16 protein-coding genes are annotated in these 19678 nt (G+C 66.0%); 13 read left to right on the forward strand and 3 right to left on the reverse strand.

The window, feature by feature from the left end; translation table 11 throughout:
• Window positions 1-15: 15 nt before the first annotated feature.
• The 4 genes from soxR (at window position 16) to D886_RS0126020 (ending at window position 3737) form a co-directional block, all read left to right on the forward strand.
• Entirely contained in the window at window positions 16-462 is a 447-nt protein-coding gene (gene soxR, locus D886_RS0126005) for a redox-sensitive transcriptional activator SoxR (RefSeq protein ID WP_027596687.1), read from the forward strand.
• Between the two features lie 164 nt (window positions 463-626).
• The gene (locus D886_RS0126010; RefSeq protein ID WP_189662755.1) at window positions 627-1397 is read left to right on the forward strand and encodes an aldolase; all 771 of its coding nucleotides are present in this window, start codon (window positions 627-629) and stop codon (window positions 1395-1397) included.
• Between the two features lie 44 nt (window positions 1398-1441).
• Window positions 1442-2335 (forward strand): dihydrodipicolinate synthase family protein, encoded by an 894-nt coding sequence (locus D886_RS0126015; protein ID WP_027596689.1) that lies wholly within the window; start codon window positions 1442-1444, stop codon window positions 2333-2335.
• Between the two features lie 187 nt (window positions 2336-2522).
• A complete protein-coding gene (locus D886_RS0126020; protein ID WP_027596690.1) occupies window positions 2523-3737 on the forward strand; it encodes a benzoate/H(+) symporter BenE family transporter in 1215 nt (404 codons plus the stop codon).
• Here D886_RS0126020 and D886_RS0126025 read toward each other — a convergent pair whose 3' ends face one another.
• Window positions 3738-5054 (reverse strand): DUF2235 domain-containing protein, encoded by a 1317-nt coding sequence (locus D886_RS0126025; protein ID WP_027596691.1) that lies wholly within the window; start codon window positions 5052-5054, stop codon window positions 3738-3740.
• A gap of 229 nt (window positions 5055-5283) precedes the next feature.
• On the opposite strand from D886_RS0126025, the gene D886_RS0126030 reads away from it, so the two are divergent.
• The 9 genes from D886_RS0126030 (at window position 5284) to D886_RS0126070 (ending at window position 18018) form a co-directional block, all read left to right on the forward strand.
• The gene (locus D886_RS0126030; protein WP_027596692.1) at window positions 5284-6243 is read left to right on the forward strand and encodes a MoxR family ATPase; all 960 of its coding nucleotides are present in this window, start codon (window positions 5284-5286) and stop codon (window positions 6241-6243) included.
• A 4-nt stretch (window positions 6244-6247) separates the two neighbouring features.
• Complete coding sequence (locus D886_RS0126035) at window positions 6248-7192, forward strand: DUF58 domain-containing protein (RefSeq protein ID WP_027596693.1); 945 nt, start codon at window positions 6248-6250, stop codon at window positions 7190-7192.
• Complete coding sequence (locus D886_RS0126040; protein ID WP_027596694.1) at window positions 7189-7683, forward strand: DUF4381 domain-containing protein; 495 nt, start codon at window positions 7189-7191, stop codon at window positions 7681-7683. Before D886_RS0126035 ends, D886_RS0126040 begins: the two co-directional genes overlap by 4 nt.
• Window positions 7676-8752, forward strand: a complete 1077-nt coding sequence (locus tag D886_RS0126045) for a VWA domain-containing protein (protein WP_027596695.1) — start codon at window positions 7676-7678, stop codon at window positions 8750-8752. The genes D886_RS0126040 and D886_RS0126045 overlap by 8 nt, the downstream gene beginning before the upstream one ends.
• A complete protein-coding gene (locus D886_RS0126050; protein WP_027596696.1) occupies window positions 8749-10467 on the forward strand; it encodes a tetratricopeptide repeat protein in 1719 nt (572 codons plus the stop codon). The genes D886_RS0126045 and D886_RS0126050 overlap by 4 nt, the downstream gene beginning before the upstream one ends.
• Complete coding sequence (locus D886_RS0126055; RefSeq protein ID WP_027596697.1) at window positions 10464-12098, forward strand: BatD family protein; 1635 nt, start codon at window positions 10464-10466, stop codon at window positions 12096-12098. The genes D886_RS0126050 and D886_RS0126055 overlap by 4 nt, the downstream gene beginning before the upstream one ends.
• A gap of 450 nt (window positions 12099-12548) precedes the next feature.
• Window positions 12549-13787, forward strand: a complete 1239-nt coding sequence (locus D886_RS0126060) for an exonuclease SbcCD subunit D C-terminal domain-containing protein (RefSeq protein ID WP_027596698.1) — start codon at window positions 12549-12551, stop codon at window positions 13785-13787.
• On the forward strand, window positions 13784-17428 hold the full coding sequence (locus D886_RS0126065; RefSeq protein ID WP_027596699.1) for an AAA family ATPase: 3645 nt from the start codon (window positions 13784-13786) through the stop codon (window positions 17426-17428). The genes D886_RS0126060 and D886_RS0126065 overlap by 4 nt, the downstream gene beginning before the upstream one ends.
• Window positions 17425-18018: a glutathione S-transferase gene (locus D886_RS0126070; protein ID WP_027596700.1), complete on the forward strand. Its 594-nt coding sequence runs from the start codon at window positions 17425-17427 to the stop codon at window positions 18016-18018. The genes D886_RS0126065 and D886_RS0126070 overlap by 4 nt, the downstream gene beginning before the upstream one ends.
• Window positions 18019-18268: 250 nt before the next feature.
• Here the strand turns inward: D886_RS0126070 and D886_RS0126075 are convergent, their stop codons facing one another.
• Both D886_RS0126075 and D886_RS0126080 read right to left on the reverse strand, forming a co-directional pair.
• Window positions 18269-19399, reverse strand: coding sequence for a lactonase family protein (locus D886_RS0126075; protein ID WP_027596701.1), 1131 nt, complete (start codon window positions 19397-19399; stop codon window positions 18269-18271).
• Window positions 19365-19655, reverse strand: a complete 291-nt coding sequence (locus D886_RS0126080) for a DUF5629 family protein (protein WP_027596702.1) — start codon at window positions 19653-19655, stop codon at window positions 19365-19367. The genes D886_RS0126075 and D886_RS0126080 overlap by 35 nt, the downstream gene beginning before the upstream one ends.
• Between the last annotated feature and the right edge of the window lie 23 nt (window positions 19656-19678).

The raw sequence follows: 19678 nt of genomic DNA on the forward strand, positions 1-19678 counted from the left end.
ACCAACAGCACGCGGCTGCTGACTGTCGGCGAAGTCGCCAAGCGCAGTGGCGTTGCGGTATCCGCCCTGCACTTCTACGAATCCAAGGGGCTGATCGCCGGCACGCGCACCGCCGGCAACCAGCGGCGTTACCCCGCGCTGGTGTTGCGCACCATTGCCATCATCAAGGTGGCCCAGCGCACGGGTATCCCCCTCGAGGTCATCAAGCGTGCCCTTGGCCGCTACCCGCCGAACAGCAAACTCACGGCAGCGCAGTGGGGTGAGATGTCATCGGCCTGGCGAGAAGACCTGAACGCACGCATCCGCACCTTGGAAGCGTTGCGCGACAGCCTGGACAACTGCATTGGCTGCGGCTGCCTGTCACTGGAAGACTGCCCGCTGCGCAACCCCGAGGATGTGCTGGGCAAGGACGGTGCAGGGGCGAGGATTCTGGAAAAAGAGGCCACCGCCAAGCACGAGTAAGGGATACCTGCGCAGGTCGTCATGGGGTGAGCCATGGCGCGATGACACTTCGCTTGCATATGACACAAAGTGTCATTAAGATCGGCGTGTGTCCTGAAGCCAGCCACGGCAACCAGGACGTCATCGCCCTTATCCCGTGCAGGTACCCCACTGTGACCACGACCATGCAGACCCCCAAGGACCAGCTCGTCAAACGTGCCCAACAGCAAATGCTGACTGCGCTGGCCGACAACACCTACACCCCGCGCCAGAAGCTCGCACTGACCTGCCGGATTCTGTTCGACGGCGGCCACGATTCGGGCCTGGCCGGGCAGATCACCGCACGCGCTGCGGAACCTGGCACCTATTACACGCAACAGCTTGGCCTGGGCTTCGACGAGATCTCGGCCTCCAACCTGCTGGTCGTGGACGAAGACCTGACGGTGCTGCAAGGCCAGGGCATGGCCAACCCCGCCAACCGCTTCCACAGCTGGCTGTACCGCGCACGCCCTGACGTCAACTGCATCATCCATACCCACCCGCTGCACAGCGCAGCCTTGTCGATGCTCGAAGTGCCGCTGGCCATCTCGCACATGGACCTCTGCCCGCTGTTCGACGATTGCGCCTTCCTCAAGGAATGGCCAGGCGTGCCGGTGGGCAACGAAGAAGGCGAGATCATCGCCAGTGCCATCGGCGACAAGCGGGCGATTCTGCTTTCCCACCATGGCCTGCTGATCGCCGGCCGCTCGATCGAAGAAGCCTGCGTGCTCGCCCTGCTGTTCGAACGTGCGGCGAGGATGCAGTTGCTGGCCATGGGCGCCGGTGAAATCCGCCCCATCCCCGAAGCACTTGGCAAAGAAGCCCATGACTGGATTTCCACGCCAAAACGCCATGGCGCCGCGTTCAGCTACTACGCGCGCCGTGCCTTGCGTGCCCATGGCGAGTGCCTGGGCTGATTGCAGCTGTCCCCCTTCCTGAACAACGGCAAAGGTGCCTGGTCATGTCTACACCTGTAATTCGCGGCGTCATCGGCTACACCATCACTCCCTTCGCGGCAGACGGCTCGGTCGATCTAGCCGCACTGGGCACATCCATCGACAGCCTGATCCAGGCCGGCGTGCACGCCATCGCCCCGCTGGGCAGCACGGGCGAAGGTGCCTACCTGTCCGAGGCCGAGTGGGAAGCGGTGGTGCGCTACAGCCTCGAGAAAATCGCTGGCCGCGTGCCCAGCGTGGTCAGCGTCTCTGACCTGACTACCGCACGTACCGTGCAGCGCGCCCGCCTGGCCCAGGCGTGCGGGGCCACGGCGGTGATGGTATTGCCCATCTCCTACTGGAAGCTGACCGAGGCGGAGGTGGTCGACCACTACAAGGCGGTCGGCGCGGCAATCGACATCCCGATCATGCTGTACAACAACCCGGGCACCAGCGGCACCGACCTGTCGGTGGAGCTGATCCTGCGCATCCTCGGCGAGGTGGCCAATGTGACCATGGTCAAGGAAAGCACCGGCGACATTCAGCGCATGCACCGCCTGTACACCGCGACCGATGGCAAGGTGGCGTTCTACAACGGCTGCAACCCGCTCACCCTGGAAGCCCTGGTTGCCGGCGCCGCCGGCTGGTGCACTGCAGCGCCGAACCTGATCCCCGCACTGAACCTGGCTTTGTGGGACGCCGTGCAGAAGGGCGAGCTGGCTGAAGCACGGGCACTGTTCTACCAACAGTACGCGTTGCTGGCGTACATCACCCAGCGCGGCCTGCCCACCACCATCAAGGCCGGGCTGAAAATGCTTGGCCTGGACGTGGGGGCGCCGCGCCTGCCGCTGCAACCCCTGGACGCTGAAGGCAGTGCCTACCTGAAAGGGTTGCTGGACGCTTCAGCTGCGCGCACCTAGCAGCACCGTGTAGGAGCAGCCTTGTGCTGCGAAGAGGCCGGTGAAAACACCGTGAATCGTCGCTGCTGTTAAGGCCCTCTTCGCAGCACAAGGCTGCTCCTACACGGCGTGCGCCACGCTGGCGACCATCGTTCTGCGCGAACACGCGCAGAGGGACCCCTCAATCACATAAGCACGGAGGCCACTTGTGACAACGCCTGCTCAACACCCATCGGCATCGCTTGGGCTGACCGACATCCTGCACCCCGCCATCGCCGGGTTGGTTTCGGTCATCGTCAACTATGGCGGCACGTTCATCCTGGTGTTCCAGGCAGCCAAGGTCGCCGGGCTAAGCCCGGAGCTGACCTCGTCATGGGTCTGGGCGGTGTCGATCGGGGTAGGTATTACCGGGCTTGTCTTGTCCTGGTACAGCCGTGAACCCTTGATAACGGCCTGGTCCACCCCGGCTGCCGCGTTTCTGGTCACGGCACTGGCCAGCGTGCCCTACGCCGAGGCCATTGGCGCGTACCTGCTGTCCGCTGCCGGCTTCGTAGTGCTGGGCCTGACCGGGTACTTCGAAAGGCTGGTCCGGATCATCCCAGCCGGGGTCGCGGCAGGGTTGCTGGCCGGTATTCTTTTACAGTTCGGCATCGGCGCATTTGCCGGCCTGTCGGTCGACCCGGTGCTGGCCGGGTTGCTCATCGCAGCGTACGCGGTGTTCAAACGCTTTACTGCCCGTTACGCGGTCGTAGGCATTCTCGTCCTCGGCCTTGCTTACCTGCTGGTCCAGGGGCAGGCCGGCCTTTCGCAACTCACGCTGGAAATCGCGACACCGGTGTTCACTGCCCCGGCCTTTACCCTCAATGCAGCCCTCAGCGTCGCGTTGCCGTTGTTCCTGATCACCCTGACCGGGCAATACATGCCCGGCATGCTGGTGCTGCGCAACGACGGCTTCAAGACCAGCGCCAACCCGATTGTCGCAGTCACCGGCCTGGGCTCCTTGCTCATGGCGCCGTTCGGCTCGCACGCGTTCAACATTGCGGCCATCACCGCCGCCATCTGCACCGGCAAGGAAGCCCATGAAGACCCGGCCAAACGCTGGATCGCGGGGATCGCCGCAGGGGTCTGCTACATCCTTGTGGGGGTATTCGGCGTCACACTTGCCAGCGTGTTCATGGCACTCCCCGCCACCTTCATCACCACCCTCGCCGGCCTTGCGCTGCTGGGTACCATTGGCACTAGCCTTGCCGGTGCAATGGCCGACGCGAAGTCACGCGAAGCCGCGCTGATCACCTTTCTGGCAGCCGCCGCCAACATCACCCTGTTGGGCATCGGCGGGGCCTTCTGGGGCTTGGTCATCGGCCTGCTGGCCTACGCGATACTGAACGGGCGCGCCCCAGGGTTCAAACGTACTCAGCCGTAATTACACCATCGGGTCTGCATGCTCCACCCGCCCCGCTTCGCCAGGCCGATTGACGAACAGCACGTCCAGCGTGCTGTTGCGCAGGCCCTTCACGGGGTTCCAGTGCGCCGAGGTGTGGATGTACTTGTCGCGCAGCAGGCGCTGCTCGCCCTCGGTCAGGCCAACATCGGGGCGGGTACCCAAGGCAAAGCCATGCAGCTTGCGGCTGATGTCCAGCAAGTCATCGGGCAGCCGATGGGCTTCATCGCCGCCCAGCTCGGCAAACGGCACCCCACCACGCACTGCCAGTTCACGCATGATGCTCAGGTACACCCGGGAAAGATGGCCGGCCACGTCCCTCTCCCGATAAACCGCCGCATACACCTGCTTTTGCGCCTCGTCCGGTTTGCCGCCGGCGATCGGCTGCTCCCAGGTCAGCACCCGCGGCCGCGGTTCGCCCAACTCAGCAAACGCCGATGTCAGCAAGGCGCTGGCCGCCGAGTAGGCGCGGGTGCATTCGGCTTTTGTGCGCACAGGCACCCGCTGCGACTGCGGTTTGCATAGCAGCACCTGCTCCTGCATGCACGGCAGGTAGCCCCCGCCAATGTTCGAGTGCACGCCCGGCACGACAATGTCACCCTCGCTGCGCACCAGCGGGAAGTTATGCCGGCGCTCGTCACCGGCCACCAATTGCACCACGTGCCGCGCAATGCCCTTGCCCAGGCCCAAGCGCAAGCCGCCGTGGCGAGCGTCAGCGGGGTCGAAGTCCCCCTGCAACGGCGCGACGATGGCCGCCACGGTGTCGAACAGGCCAATGAAATTGATGCACACAGCACACGAGGTGCCCAACAGGTTGCTCGCGTCATCACGCAGCACATTGGCCAGGTGCCTGGCTGCAGCGGCGCCACGACTGAAGCCGAACAGGTCGAGTTCGACCCGCGCGAGCCGCGATTGCGGATACGCCAGGCACCAGCCCCGCAACTGGTGGGCAATCATTGTCACGGCCTCGGCGACGCGCGCCTCGACGCCGGTACGCCCACGCCCGGTGGCCGAGGCAAAACTGGAATCCGCCGCCCCCGCGGTGGTGCCGATGCCCTCGACATACAGCTTGAGAAAGGCCATCGCGCCCGGCGCAGGGCTGCCGGGGGCTGGGTACAGCGCATGCAGCAAGGCCACATTGCTCCAGGCATTGCCATAGCTGGTACCTGCCAGCGGCCCAGCAGCCTGGACCGCCGCCGTGGCATTGCCCAGGTTGTTGCCGGTGCCATCAAAGAACACGCCAACGCGCAACGTCGTTGGCACAGGGGTATCGAAGGTACTGCGGTGGGTTTGCATCATCCTGCGTCCTGCTTGCTCAAAGAGCATCAGCAAGCGCCAGGGCACAGCGGCCGACTATCAGCCGACGCCGAAGGTTGCGCAGGACTTGTCGACAAGCCCACGCCCGACGGCCTGGATAAATTTGCCAGCCGCCATTGGTCGCCACCCCCCCGGATAGATTAAAGTATCACCCCTTGCCGAGGCAGCTGTTCCCAGCGCGCCTGCGGCCCAATACCAGGAACCGTCGCCGATGGAACACCGTGAAGCGCTGATCGCGCTGCGCACCTTTCTTTCCACCCAGATCCTAGGCCAGGAAAAGCTGGTCGAGCGGCTGTTGATCGTGCTTTTGGCCGACGGCCATATGCTGGTCGAAGGTGCCCCCGGGCTGGCAAAGACCAAAGCCATCAAAGAACTCGCCGAAGGCATCGAGGCGCAGTTCCATCGCATCCAGTTCACCCCCGACCTGCTGCCGGCCGACATTACCGGCACCGAAATCTACCGCCCAGAAACCGGCAGCTTCGTGTTCCAGCAGGGGCCGATCTTCCATAACCTGGTGCTGGCCGACGAAATCAACCGCGCCCCGGCCAAAGTCCAGTCGGCGCTGCTCGAAGCCATGGCCGAGCGCCAGGTCAGCGTGGGCCGCAGCACGTATGACCTGTCACCGCTGTTCCTGGTCATGGCCACCCAGAACCCCATCGAGCAGGAGGGTACCTACCCGCTGCCCGAAGCCCAGCTCGACCGCTTCCTGATGCACGTAAAAATCGGCTTCCCCGACGCTGCGGTGGAACGGCGCATCCTGCTGCAGGCCCGCGGCGAGGCACTGGGCGGCGAGACCAAGCCCGAGCGCCGGGTCAGCCAGCAGGCCATTTTTGCCGCGCGCAAGGAAATCCTCGGCCTGTACATGGCCGATGCCGTGGAGGAATACCTGGTGCAACTGGTCATGGCCACGCGCACGCCGGCCAAGTTCGACGCCGAACTGGCCGACTGGATCGCCTACGGCGCCAGCCCGCGTGGCTCAATCTCGCTGGACCGCTGCGCGCGTGCGCACGCCTGGCTGGCCGGGCGCGACTTCGTCAGCCCCGAGGACATTCAGGCAGTGCTGTTCGATGTGCTGCGCCACCGCATCATCCTGTCGTTCGAGGCCGAGGCTGCGGGGATCGACCAGGACCGCGTGGTCCAGCGCATCCTCGACGTCGTCGCCGTTGCCTGACCCCATGCCCACCGCGCAGCTGGCCGAACCCGGCATCCGCATCGGCCTTGCCGAGCTGATCGACATGCGCCACCGCGTGCGCGAAATCCAGCTGTTCTCCCGGCCCGGCCAGCGCAGCCCGCTGGTGGGCCTGCACCACTCCAAGCTACGCGGGCGCGGCGTGGACTTCGACCAAGTGCGCGTGTACCAGGCTGGCGACGATGTGCGCAACATCGACTGGCGGGTCACCGCCCGCACCCAGGAGCCGCACACCAAGCTGTTCCATGAAGAACGCGAGCGGCCGATCTTTATCCTGGTCGAACAGAGCCAGCGGCTGTTCTTCGGCTCGGGGCTGATGTTCAAGTCGGTGCTGGCGGCCCAGGCTGCGGCCCTGTTCGGCTGGGCGGCACTGGGCCACAACGACCGCATCGGCGGGCTGGTGTTTGGCGACAACGAACATCACGAAATCAAACCCCGGCGCAGCAAGCAAAGCCTGCTGCAGCTGCTTAACCGCATGGCCAAGGTCAACCAGGCGCTGCACACCGAAGCCACGCCCCAGGCCGACAGCCTGGGCCTGGCCTTGCGCCGGGCGCGTGAAGTGCTGCGCCCTGGCAGCCTGGCGATCGTCATCTGCGACGAGCGCTCGCTGACCGACCAGGTCGAACAGCACCTGGCCATGCTTTCGCGCCACTGCGACCTGCTGCTGCTGCCGGTCTCCGACCCGCTCGACCATGCCCTGCCCGCAGCCGGCCTGTTGCGCTTCGCCCAGCGCAGCGCGCAACTGGAGCTCGACACCCTCGACGCCAGCTTGCGCCAGGCTTACCGCCAGCAGGCCGAGTCACGTATCGCCCGCTGGGAACTGATGGCACAGAAGCTGCGCGTGGTGCTGATGCCGCTGAGTACGCAAAGCGAGATGATCGAGCAACTGCGCGAATACCTAAACGCCCAGCGCCCGGGGAGCAGCAAATGACCCCGCTGGACCAGTTGCAACCGCTGATTGCCCCGCCGGCAGTCGGCCTGTGGCCACCGGCACCGGGTTGGTGGGTATTGCTGGCCTTGCTGCCGCTGCTTGCCTGGGGCCTGTGGCGCGTACGCCATTGGCGCCCGCGCAAACGCCGCATCGTGCGCGCCGAGCAACCGCTCGACCCGGTACGCGTGGCCGCCCTGGCCGAACTTGCCCAGCTGCCACGCCCGTATGACGGCGCCCCGGCCGGCGCCTGGCTGCAACAGATCAATGCCCTGCTCAAGCGCCTGTGCCGCAGCCACTACCCGGGCGCCAACAGCCATACCCTCAACGGCCGCCAGTGGCTGGCGTTTCTCGACAACCGCTGCCCGGCCGCCGGCCTTACGCGTTGGATGGTGCTGGTCGAAGGCGCCTACAAGCCTGAGTGCAAACTCGACGACAAAGCCATCGTCGGGCTTAGCCAGGCCGTCGAAACCTGGATCCGCAAGCATGTTTGAACTGGCCTGGCCGTGGATGTTCGCCCTGCTGCCGCTGCCGTGGCTGGCTCGCCTGGTGTTGCCAGCCGCCGACAGTGGCGAGCCGGTGCTCAAAGTGGGCTTCCTGAACGAGCTGGAAGGCCTGGCCGGGCGCCGGGCACGGCTCAACCTGCCCACCTGGCGCCAGCAGGCACCCTTTGTCATCATCTGGCTGTTGCTGCTGCTGGCCGCGGCCCGCCCGCAATGGCTCGGCGACCCGGTACCGGTGGCCGCCAGCGGCCGCGACCTGCTGGTGGCGGTGGACGTGTCCGGCTCCATGGACTTCCCCGACATGCAGTGGAAGAACGACGAAATCAGCCGCCTCGACCTGGTCAAGGCGCTGCTTGGCGACTTTCTTCAGGACCGCGAAGGCGATCGGGTTGGGCTGATCCTGTTTGGCAGCCAGGCCTACCTGCAGGCGCCGCTGACCTTCGACCGGCGTACCGTGCGCACCTTCCTTGACGAAGCGCAGATCGGCATCGCCGGCAAGAACACTGCCATCGGCGATGCCATCGGCCTTGCGGTCAAACGCTTGCGCCAGCGCCCGGCACAAAGCCGCGTGCTGGTGCTGGTCACCGACGGCGCCAACAACGGTGGGCAGATCCACCCACTGACCGCCGCCCGCCTGGCCGCCCAGGAAGGCGTGCGCATCTATACCATCGGCATCGGCGCCAACCCCGAGGCCAGCGGCACGCCCGGCCTGCTGGGCCTCAACCCGAGCCTGGACCTGGACGAAGCCTCGCTCAAGGAAATTGCCGAGCTGACCCACGGCGCCTACTTCCGCGCCCACGACGGCGCCGAACTGAACGCCATCGGCGACGCCCTCGACCAGTTGGAGCCAGTGGCCCAGCAGCCAACCCAGGCGCGCACCGCCAAGGCCTTGTACGCCTGGCCATTGGCCCTGGCACTGTTGCTCAGCGTGCTGCTGGTGGTGGCCGTGCAGTGGCCAGACAACCGCTTGCAGCGCCTGCTGCGCAAACCGCGCTTTCTGCAGCCGCACCCAGAATGGCGCCAGCGCCTCAAACGCCTGCGCCTGAGGAAACGGCGATGATCGACCTGTGGCCACAATGGTTGCGCCCGCTCTGGCTGTTGGTAGTGCCGCTGCTCGGCTGGTTGCTGTTCAAGCTGTGGCACCGACGCAAACGCGCCGGGCGTTGGCAGATGATCCTGCCGCCCGCGTTCCACGCCGTGCTGCTCGGCGGCGGCAGCGGCAGCACCAGCAAACTGCCTTGGGTGGCGCTGGGCCTGGCGTGGACGCTGGTGGTGCTGGCCCTGCTCGGGCCCAGCTGGCAGCGTGTGGAAGAGAGCCGGCAGCGCCCTGCCGACCCGCTGGTCATCCTGCTCGAACTGACCCCACAGATGCTCGCCGAGGACAGCCCGCCCAACCGGCTGGAGCAGGCCCGGCGCAAGGTCCTCGACCTGCTCGAACGCCGCCACGACAGCCAGACCGCGCTGATCGTCTACGCAGGGTCCGCCCACACCCTGGTGCCACTGTCCGATGACCTGGGCACCACCCGCAACCTGCTGGAGGCGATCGACCCCTCGATCATGCCCAAACCCGGCCAGCGCGCCGACTTGGCCGTGCAAAAAGGCCTGGCCCTGCTGGCCCAGAGCGGCCTGGGGCAAGGGCGCCTGCTGCTGATCGGTTCCTCGCTCAGCGCAGCGGAGCGCGAGGGCATCACGCAGGCCCTCGGCCGCCAGGGCCCGAGCCTGCTGATGCTGGGCATCGGCAGCCGAGACGGGGCACCGGTGCGACAAGCCAATGGCGAATTCCTTAAAGACGACCAAGGCGCAATTCTGCTGCCGCGCCTGGACAGCGCCAGCCTCAAGGCATTTGTCAGCGGCACCGGCGGGCGCTACCGCAATGCCCGGGTCGACGACCTCGACCTGCGCGGCCTGGGCCTGTTCGACACCCCACGCACCGCACGCAGCGACGGCCAGACCCTGCAATTGGACAGCTGGGCCGACCAGGGTTACTGGCTGCTGATTCCGCTGTTACTGCTGGCGGCCTGCGCCGGTCGTCGCGGCTGGCTGTTCTGCCTGCCCCTGTTGCTGGCCTTGCCGCAGCCCAGCCAGGCCTTCGAGTTCAACGACCTGTGGCTGCGCCCCGACCAGCAGGGCCAGCGCATGCTCGAACAGAACCGCCCGGCCAGCGCCGCACGGCATTTCCAAAATCCACAGTGGCGCGGCATGGCGTTGTACCAGGCTGGCGATTACGCCGGAGCCGCCCAGGCATTCTCACAAGGCAACACGGCAGCGGACCACTACAATCGAGGCAATGCCTTGGCCCGCAGTGGCGAGCTGGAAGCCGCCTTGGATGCCTACGAGCAGGCCCTGGAGCGCCAACCCGACCTGCAACCGGCACTGGACAACCAGGCACTGGTCCAGCAACTGCTGCAACAGCGCGAGGCCAAGGCCGAAGAACAACCCGCCAGCAACGAGGCCCAAGGCACACCCGGCAGCGAAACCGAAGGCAACAGCAGTTCGGCCAGCAGCCCGGCCCAGGGCACCCCTGGCAATGACGAACCCGCCAACGCCGAAGAACCCGGCGAAGGCAGCACCAACAGCCAGGCCACACCCGGCAACCAGGGGGGCGCCGACGACAACGTCACCGTGCCCCCCCAACGCCCGGTGTCGACCAACCTCGACGCCGAACAGCGTCAGGCCCTTGAACAATGGCTGCGGGAGATTCCCGATAACCCGGCGGAGCTGCTGCGGCGCAAATTCTGGTATGAACAGCAATTGCATCAGGACAATCCACGATGAGTCGCTTCGGCGTCTTTCTGCTCGGTGTCTCATGGGCCTTGATGGCCCAGGCCGAACCCATGCTGCAAGCCAGCGTCGACCGCACCCGCCTGGAGGCCGGCGAAAGCCTGGAACTGACCCTCGAAAGCCAGGACGTGACCCAGTTCGGCAAACCCGACCTGCGTGCCCTTGAAGGCGACTTCGAAGTGCGTGGCACACGCCAGCTGAACAGCCTGCACACCCTCGATGGTGAGACCCGCGCCAGCACCCGCTGGATCATTACCCTGCTGCCACGGCGCAGCGGCAGCCTGCGCATCCCGGAGCTGCAACTGGGCCAGTCGCGCAGCCAGGCCATCGACCTGCAAGTGCTGCAAGCCGATGCCAGCCGCCAGGAAAGCGCCTCCCAGGTGTTCATCGAGGCGACCCTGGACAGCAACGAGGTCTATGTTCAGGCCCAGGCCGTGCTGACCTTGCGCATCTACCATTCGGTGGCGCTGTATGACGACAGCAGCCTCAGCCCACTGCAGTTGGAAAACGCCAAGGTCGAGCCATTGGGCGAGTCGCGCACCTACGAGAAAGAAATCAACGGCGTGCGCCACGGGGTGATCGAAACCCGCTATGCCGTCTACCCGCAGCAAAGTGGCAGCCTCGAAGTGCCGGCGCTGACCTTCACCGCCACCGCGGCTGCCAGCGCCGACAACGAACAATCCGCCACGGCCGCCCCGCGTGCCGGCCGCCAGATCCAGGTCAGCTCGCTGCCCCTGCGCCTGGACGTGCGCCCGATTCCAGCGGCCTGGCCAGCCGGTGCGCCCTGGCTGCCGGCACGCAGCCTGACCCTTGAAGAACACTGGAACCCCGACCCGGGCAGCCAGCAGACGCAGATCGGTGATTCGCTCACCCGCAATATCACCTTGCGCGCCGACGGCTTGTCCAGCACCCAGCTGCCACCGCTGCCGGCCACCGAAATCACCGGCCTGCGCCGCTACCCCGACCAGCCGCTGCTGCGCAACGAAATCAACGAGCGCGGCATGACCGCCAACCGCGAAGAGCGCGAAGCGCTGGTGCCGACCCACAGCGGCGAACTGGCCTTGCCAGCGCTGGAGGTGGCCTGGTGGAACACCCGCGAAGACCACCTGGAGCACACCAGCCTGCCAGCGCGCACCCTGAGCGTGCAGGACAACCCGGCCCTGAGCGCCGACACGCCGGTCGGCGACACCCGTGCGGGCAATAGCCTGTTGTGGCCATGGCAGTTGGCGACGCTGGTGTTTGCCCTGACCACATTGCTGGGCTTCGCCTTGTGGTGGCGTGCCCGTTCACAACCCGCGGTACTGCGCGCCGCGCAACAAGGCCCAAGCCCCCGCACGCTGCTGGACGACCTCAAGCGCGCCTGCCAAGCCAACGACCCGCAGACCACACGCCAAGCGCTGGACGCCTGGGCGCGGCAGCAGCCGGAGACCCTGGCGGAGATGGCTGCGCGGTTCGTGCCGTTGTCCGATGCGCTGGATGGGTTGAACGGGGCGTTGTACAGCGAGAGTGGGCAGTATTGGCAGGGTGAGGATTTGTGGCGCGCGATCGGGACGATTCCGCCGGCTGAGCAGGTGCTGCTGCCATCGGGGGAGACCGGGAGCTTGCCGCCGTTGTATCCGAAATGAGGGGGGGGGGTGAGGTTGGGGTGCATGACATGGGTATTTTTAGCGCCTATCAGATCGAGCGCCGCCCGCGCGGCGCTTCGCAGCACAAGGCTGCTCCCACATCTGTTTCGGGCCAGTGAGGTCTGGGAAATTTGCGCGCGACCGCCTTGTTTGTCCGTCTCGATATCAACGTGGGCACCACGGGGCCGCGCGCCTATGCCACAGGATTAATTGGCCCGAAAAAAATGTGGGAGCAGCCTTGTGCTGCGATGCGCCGCGCGGGCGGCGCTCGATCTCATAGGCACTGCAAAACTCAAGACATGCGCCCCACACGCAATCCGCCAACATCCCCCCACCCATCCCCCCAGCCATGCCCCCTACCCCCACCATTGAGTTACCATACCCCCCTGCGCAACGCCCATCATCCAAGCCAAGCCCCCGCTTGCTCGACTCGACACCAACAGGTCATCCATGCGTCTGTTTCATACCTCCGACTGGCACCTGGGCCAAAGCCTGCACGGCCAGGAACGCGACTTCGAACACGCCTGCTTCCTCGACTGGCTGCTCGGCCAGCTGCACCTGCGCCAGCCGGATGCGCTGCTGATCGCTGGCGACATCTTCGACACGGTCAACCCACCGGTCAAAGCCCAGGAGCGCCTCTACGACTTCATCGTCCAAGCCCATGAGCAACAGCCCAAGCTGGACATCGTGATGATCGCCGGCAACCACGACTCCGGCTCACGCATCGAACTGCCCGCCGCGCTCATGCGCCGCCTGCGCACCCACGCCTTGGGTCGTGTGCACTGGCTCGATGAAGGCCAGCTGGATGCCGAGCGCCTGCTGATCCCGCTGACCAACGCCCGCGGCAAGGTCAGCGCCTGGTGCCTGGCCCTGCCCTTCCTGCGCCCGGCAGAAGTGACCGGCCCGCAGTTGGGTGACGATTACCTGCACGGCATCACCCAGGTGCACCAGCAACTGATTGCCGCTGCCCAGCAAAAGCGCAAGAAGGACCAGGCGCTGGTCGCCATCAGCCATGCCCACATGGCCGGGGGTGCGGTGTCCGAGGACTCTGAGCGCAGCCTGATCATCGGCAATGCCGAAGCCCTGCCGGCCAAGCTGTTCGACAAGGCCATCAGCTATGTCGCCCTGGGCCACCTGCACAAGCCGCAGAAGGTCAACCGCGAAGCGCGCATTCGCTACAGCGGCTCGCCGATCCCGCTGTCGTTTGCCGAAATCAACTACCCGCACCAGGTGCTGGAGGTGGAGCTGGACGGCGCCGAGCTGGTCAGCGTCGAGCCGCGCCTGGTGCCCCGCGCCGTGGCCCTGCAACGCATTGGCCCGGCGCCGCTCGGCGAGTTGCTGGTACAGCTGGCTGAGCTGCCGGTGATCGACTTGCTCGAAGACCCCAATCGTCAGCCCTGGCTCGAAGTGCGTGTGGTGTTGGACGAACCGCAACCCGACCTGCGTCAGCAAGTCGAGGGGGCGCTGCAAGGCAAGGCCGTGCGGCTGATCCGCATCAGCGCCGAATACGCCGGGCGCACGAGTGCCGAGGACGACGACCTGGCCTTCGTCGAACTGTCCCAGATGACCCCGCAGGACCTGTTCAGCCGCGCCTGGGAACAGGCCTACGGCAACCCCGCCGATGAGCAGGCCCTGGCCGATTTCGCCCTGCTCTTGCAGGACGTCCAGCTGGAAGAGGAACAGCCATGAAGATTCTCGCCATCCGCCTGAAGAACCTGGCATCCCTGGCCGGCCCAATCGACATCGACTTCACCGCCGAGCCCCTGGCCAGCGCCGGCCTGTTCGCCATCACCGGGCCAACCGGCGCCGGCAAGAGCACGCTGCTCGATGCCCTGTGCCTGGCGCTGTTCGGCACCGTGCCGCGGCTCAACGACATCGGCCGCGAAGCCAAGGTACCGGACGCCGACGGCGAGATCCCGACCTCGGACCCGCGCAACCTGGTGCGCCGCGGCACGGGCAGCGGTTATGCCGAAGTCGACTTCGTCGGCATCGATGGCCGTCGCTACCGCGCCCGCTGGGAAGCCAACCGCGCCCGCGACAAGGCCAATGGCAAGCTGCAACACAGCCGCCAGAGCTTCTATGACCTGGACAGCGAGCAGGTGCTGGCCAGCGGCAAGAACGAATACAAGCAACTGGTCGAAGCACGCCTGGGCCTGAACTTCGAGCAGTTCACCCGTGCGGTGATGCTGGCCCAGAGCGAGTTCGGTGCGTTCCTCAAGGCCGACGACAAGGAACGCAGCGAGCTGCTGGAAAAGCTCACCAACACCGCGATCTACACCCGCCTTGGCCAGCGCGCCTTCAGCAAGGCGCGCGAGGCCGGTGAAACGCACAACGCTCTGAAAGACCGTGCCAGCCACCTGCTGCCGCTGCTGGCCGAAGCCCGCGCCGAGCTCGACCAGCGCCTGGAGCAGGCGCAACAGCAATTCAAGGCCGACCAAGCGCGCGAGCGCCAGTTGGAGCAACAGCGTGGCTGGCTCAATGAGCAGCGCCTGCTGCAGGTACAGCAGGCCGAAGCCCATGCAACCCTGCAGGCCGCCGAACAGGCCTGGCAGCAGCTGGCCGAACAGCGCCTGGACCTGCAACGCCTGGAGCGCCTGGCGCCACAGCGCCACCAGTTCCACCGGCAGCAGGCCTTGGCCGCGCAACGCGCGCCACTGGCCAGCGAGCTCGACGCACAACAGCGCCAGCAAAGCGACCTGCACAACCGCACCGGCGAACTGGAGCAGGCCCTCGAATCAGCCCGCCAAGCGCTGAGCCAGGCCCAGGCCAGCCAAGGCGAAAACGCCCCGCGCTTGCGCCAGGCGTTCGCCGAGCAAGACACCCTCACCCGCCTGGAACAGGAACTGGGCAAGGCGCGCGAAACCGGCCAGCAGGCCGACCTGGCCGCGGCCGAGTTGCAGCAACAATTGCAGCAGCTGGGCGAGCACCAGCAGCGCGGCCAACAGCAACTGGCCCACATTGAAGCAGCCCTGGCTGACAGTGCGCCCCTCGCCGCCCTGACCAACGCCTGGCAGGCCTATCGCCCGCAGCTGCAACAGTTGCTGCAAATCGGCAACCGCCTGAACCAGGGCCGCGAAGAGCTGCCCGGCCTGCAGGCCCAGGCCAGCCAGGCCAATGCGCAACTGCAGGAACAGCGCGACGCCCTCGACGTGTTGTTCCGCGAAGCCGCAGCAGAGCCTCAGGCCCTGGCCGAGCAGCTCGACCTGCTGGGTGGCATGCTGCAAGAAAACCGCAAGCAACAACGCGCCGTGGAAGAACTGTCGCGCCTGCACGCCCGCGAGCAGGAGCTGCAGCAGGGTATTCAGTCGCTGCGCGAACGCCAGCAACAGGCCCTGCAGCAACGCCAGCAACTGATTGGCGAAGGCACTGCCGCCAAGGCCGAGCTGGAAGCCGCCGAGCAGGCGCTGGCACTGACCCGGCAACTGCTGGAACGCCAGCGCCTGGCACGCAACACCAGCGTCGAAGAACTGCGTGCGCAGTTGCACGATGGCGAACCGTGCCCGGTTTGCGGCAGCGCCGAACACCCCTTCCACCAGCCTGAAGCGCTGCTGCAGAGCCTTGGCCGGCACGACCAGGCCGAAGAAGCCACGGCCCTGGCTCAGGTTGAGCAATTCAATACCCGCCTGATCGAACTGCGCACCCAAGTGGGTGTGGTCAACGGCCAGATCAAGGAATACCAGCACCAACAGGCGCAACTAAACGAGCAATTGCAGCCATTGGCCGGCCAACTCGCCGCCCATGCCTTGTGGCCCGCCCTCAGCGCCCATGAAGGCAAGGCCCGCAGTGGTTGGCTGGACAGCCAGTTGCAGCGCCTCGACCAAGAGATCGCCCGGGACGAAAAACGCCAGGCCACCCTGCTGACCCTGCAACGCGATGCCGCCCGCCTGAACCAGCAGTTGCAGGCTGCCAGCGAAGCCCAACAGCAGGCCCAGCGCCGCCTGGACCAACAGCATCAAGCCCTGGCCGCCGACCAGGAACGCCTCGAACAGGCCCTGGCTGATTTCGCCACCCTGCTGCCAGCGCCTGTGTTGCAGGCACTGCACGACGAGCCAGCGCACGCCTTCCTCAGCCTTGACCAGCAGATCGCCCAGCGCCAGCAACAGCTGGACCAGCAAAAGGACGAACTGCAGGAACAACAGCAACGCCAGCAACAGCTGGAGCGCCTGCTCGATCAGCAAAACACCCGCGTGCAGCGCCAGCAAGACCTGCAGCAGCAGATCAACGGGCTGGCCGAGCAGATGGAAAAAGCCCGCGCCGCATTGGCCGAGTTGCTCGGTGATCACCCGCGCGCCGAAGACTGGCAGCGCCATCTGGAACAGCAGGTGGAGCAGGCCCGCACAAGCGAGGCCGAAACGGCCGAGCGCCTGCAACACGCCCGCACCCAAGCCCTGCAACTGGCCGGCGAACTCAAGGCCAACATCGCCCGCCAACAGGCGCTCGAACAGGAGCACCAGCAGTTGCAGGGGGAAATCGCCCACTGGCGCGCCGAACACCCCGAGCTGGACGACAGTGGCCTGGACCGCTTGCTGGGCATGGACGACGCGCAAATGGCTGAACTGCGCCAGCACCTGCAGGCGGCGGAAAAGGCTATCGAACAAGGCCGCGTACTGTTGCAGGAGCGTGAACAGCGGCTGCAGCAACATGCCGCGCAAGCCAGTGTCGAAGCCACGGCCGAAGACCTGGAGCAGTCGTTGCTTGAGCTACGCGAAGTGCTGGCCAACCATGAACAGCAGTGCGCCGAGCTGCGCGCCGCCCAGGCCGAAGACCAGCGCCGTCAACAGGCGTACCAGGCTCTGGCCACGGAAATCGAGCACGCCCATCAGCAGTGGCAGCGCTGGGCGCGGCTCAATGCGCTGATCGGCTCGGCCTCCGGCGATGTGTTCCGCAAGATCGCCCAGGGTTACAACCTCGACCTGCTGCTGCACCATGCCAACAGCCAATTGCGCCAGCTGGCGCGTCGTTACCGCCTGAAACGTGGCGGCAGCGCCCTCGGCCTGCTGGTGCTGGACACCGAAATGGGCGACGAGCTGCGCTCGGTGCATTCGCTGTCGGGCGGTGAAACCTTCCTGGTCTCGCTGGCCCTGGCCCTTGGCCTGGCGTCGATGGCGTCGAGCACCTTGCGCATCGAATCATTGTTCATCGACGAAGGCTTCGGCAGCCTCGACCCAGAGTCACTGCAACTGGCCATGGATGCCCTCGACGGCCTGCAGGCGCAAGGCCGCAAGGTGGCGGTGATCTCCCACGTGCAAGAGATGCATGAGCGGATCCCGGTGCAGATCCAGGTACGCCGCCAGGGCAACGGCCTGAGTGACGTCGAGGTGTGCGGATGATCCTCTACTCGTTCCGCCGCTGCCCTTGGGCCATGCGCGCGCGCCTGGCCTTGCGCTACGCCGGGTGCGAGGTGCAGATCGAAGAAGTGGCGATGAAGCACAAGCCCGCCACGCTGCTGGCCTTGTCGCCCAAGGGCACGGTGCCGGTGCTGGACACCGGGGCGGGTGTGCTGGAAGAAAGCCTGGACATCATGCGCTGGGCACTGCAACGCAACGACCCGCAGGACTGGCAGCTACTGGCCGACCCTGCGGCGGCGCAACAGGCTGAGGCGCTGATCGCCCGCAACGACAGCACGTTCAAGGCGCAGGTGAACCTGTACAAGTACGCCGAGCGCTACCCCGAACATAACCGCGAGCACTACCGCCAGCAGGCCGAAGCCTGGTTGGTGGATCTCGAGGCTTTGCTCGAAGGGCGTGCGTACCTGCTGGCCGATCACCCGAGCCTTGCCGATGCCGCCTTGTTGCCCCTGATGCGCCAGTTTGCCGGGGTCGAACCGCAGTGGTTCGCCGAGGCGGCTTATCCGCGGGTGCGGAGCTGGCTGGAGGGCTGGTTGGGGTCGGATCTGTTCAAGGCAGTGATGGCGCGATAGCTGGCAGTGTCCGGCGGGCATGCTTGAGTAGTTTTGAGATCGAGCGCCGCCCGCGCGGCGCTTCGCAGCACAAGGCTGCTCCTACAGGTGCATGGCGCGATATCGAGTTGGACTCACAGGGCGGTCGCGCGCCGCCTTCACAGGCGTGACTGGCCCGAAACAAATGTAGGAGCAGCCTTGTGCTGCGAAGCGCCGCGCGGGCGGCGCTCGATCTCAAGAACGCCCAAAAACGAACGCCGAACACCTGGCGTCACTCGATGAACTTCAGGTCCGACGGCGCAGCCTGCGGCAGCGTCTGTACTGTCTCACCGAGCTTGCCGCTACGCGGGTCACGGCGCATGACCACGATCTGGTCACTCTTCTGGTTGGCCACCAACAGGAAGTTGTCGCTAGGGTCGAGGGTAAATTCCCGAGGGTGATCGCCCTCCACCGAACGGCGTTGCAAGAACGCCAACTGGCCATCCTCCTTGCCCACGCTGAAGGCCACGATCTCATTGGCCGTGCCGCGATTGCTCACGTACAAGAAGCGCCCATCCGCCGACAGGTGCAGGCCGCCAGCGGCCTTGGCCGCAGCGTCCTGGTGGTCCGTCAGGGGTAGACGCTGGCGCTCGACCAGGCTGGCGTTCTGCACATCGAACACCACCACCTCAGCGCTCATTTCCAAGGTCAGGTAGGCGTGTCGCCCCTTGGCGTCGAACAGCAGGTGACGCGGGCCGCTGCCCGGCGGCAGGGCCACCGACGCCGGAATCGCTGGCGTCAGTGGGTGGTCTGTGCTGGCACCGTCGTAACGGTAGATGAACACCTTGTCGGCGCCCAGGTCGCAGGCATACAGGTGCTGGCCGTCCGGCGACAGCACCAGCGAATGCACATGGGCGCCGGCCTGGCGTTCGGGGTTTACGCCGCTTGGTTTATGGCGGGCTTGCTGCACCACGTCCTTGAGCTTGCCGTCCTTGGCCACCGGGATCACCACCAAGCTGCCGCCGGGGTCTGGCTTGACGGCGTAGTTGGCAACGAACAGGAAGCGCTGGTCGCGACTGAGGCTGGCGTGGGTCGGCTCGTCGCCTCGGGTGGTCACCTGGTTGAGCGGTTTGATCTCGCCTTTGCGGCTCACGCTGAAACTGCTGACGTGGCCTTGCGCGGTTTCGTTGACTGCAAACAGTTGCCGTTGGTCGGCCGAGAGCACCAGCCAGGAAGGGTTCTCGCTCTTGACCACCTGTTGCGGGGTCGGCGTGATCTGGCCTGTCTTGCTGTCGAACAGGTAGCGGTAGATGCCTTGGCTCTGGCCATCGGTGTAGCTACCCACCAGCAGCGTGGCGGCGTGGGCGTTGATTGTCAGGCTCATCAGGCTAGCGGTCAGCAGGCTCGTCCAGATCCGGTTCATCGTGGTCTTCATCCGGGGCGCGAAAGGCACTCATACAGACTAGACGATGCTCGCCCTGGGCACCGTTGAGCGTCCACTCGTCACCCGTGGCGGTGGCGGCGGCGATCTGCTCGGGGGTGAAGTTCCAGCGACGCAGCTGGCGGCCGTCCATGCATTCGACGGTCAGGCCGGTTTCGTTGGACGTGAAATCGAAGGCGTGCAGGCCATCGATCAGCAGCATGTCGCAGGTTTGGAGGGCGGTGGCGAGGGGGGACATGAGGGTACCAATTGGGAAAAGAG

Source organism: Pseudomonas sp. LAIL14HWK12:I7 (assembly GCF_000483465.1).
Lineage (GTDB): Bacteria > Pseudomonadota > Gammaproteobacteria > Pseudomonadales > Pseudomonadaceae > Aquipseudomonas > Aquipseudomonas kermanshahensis.

Excerpts from the sequence above, each read along its gene's own strand:
- D886_RS0126010 (WP_189662755.1), top strand. The coding sequence starts at position 627 with ATGCAGACCCCCAAGGACCAGCTCGTCAAACGTGCCCAACAGCAAATG.
- D886_RS0126015 (WP_027596689.1), top strand. The coding sequence starts at position 1,442 with ATGTCTACACCTGTAATTCGCGGCGTCATCGGCTACACCATCACTCCC.
- D886_RS0126025 (WP_027596691.1), bottom strand. The coding sequence starts at position 5,054 with ATGATGCAAACCCACCGCAGTACCTTCGATACCCCTGTGCCAACGACG.
- D886_RS0126030 (WP_027596692.1), top strand. The coding sequence starts at position 5,284 with ATGGAACACCGTGAAGCGCTGATCGCGCTGCGCACCTTTCTTTCCACC.
- D886_RS0126035 (WP_027596693.1), top strand. The coding sequence starts at position 6,248 with ATGCCCACCGCGCAGCTGGCCGAACCCGGCATCCGCATCGGCCTTGCC.
- D886_RS0126040 (WP_027596694.1), top strand. The coding sequence starts at position 7,189 with ATGACCCCGCTGGACCAGTTGCAACCGCTGATTGCCCCGCCGGCAGTC.
- D886_RS0126045 (WP_027596695.1), top strand. The coding sequence starts at position 7,676 with ATGTTTGAACTGGCCTGGCCGTGGATGTTCGCCCTGCTGCCGCTGCCG.
- D886_RS0126050 (WP_027596696.1), top strand. The coding sequence starts at position 8,749 with ATGATCGACCTGTGGCCACAATGGTTGCGCCCGCTCTGGCTGTTGGTA.
- D886_RS0126055 (WP_027596697.1), top strand. The coding sequence starts at position 10,464 with ATGAGTCGCTTCGGCGTCTTTCTGCTCGGTGTCTCATGGGCCTTGATG.
- D886_RS0126060 (WP_027596698.1), top strand. The coding sequence starts at position 12,549 with ATGCGTCTGTTTCATACCTCCGACTGGCACCTGGGCCAAAGCCTGCAC.
- D886_RS0126065 (WP_027596699.1), top strand. The coding sequence starts at position 13,784 with ATGAAGATTCTCGCCATCCGCCTGAAGAACCTGGCATCCCTGGCCGGC.
- D886_RS0126070 (WP_027596700.1), top strand. The coding sequence starts at position 17,425 with ATGATCCTCTACTCGTTCCGCCGCTGCCCTTGGGCCATGCGCGCGCGC.
- D886_RS0126075 (WP_027596701.1), bottom strand. The coding sequence starts at position 19,399 with ATGAACCGGATCTGGACGAGCCTGCTGACCGCTAGCCTGATGAGCCTG.
- D886_RS0126080 (WP_027596702.1), bottom strand. The coding sequence starts at position 19,655 with ATGTCCCCCCTCGCCACCGCCCTCCAAACCTGCGACATGCTGCTGATC.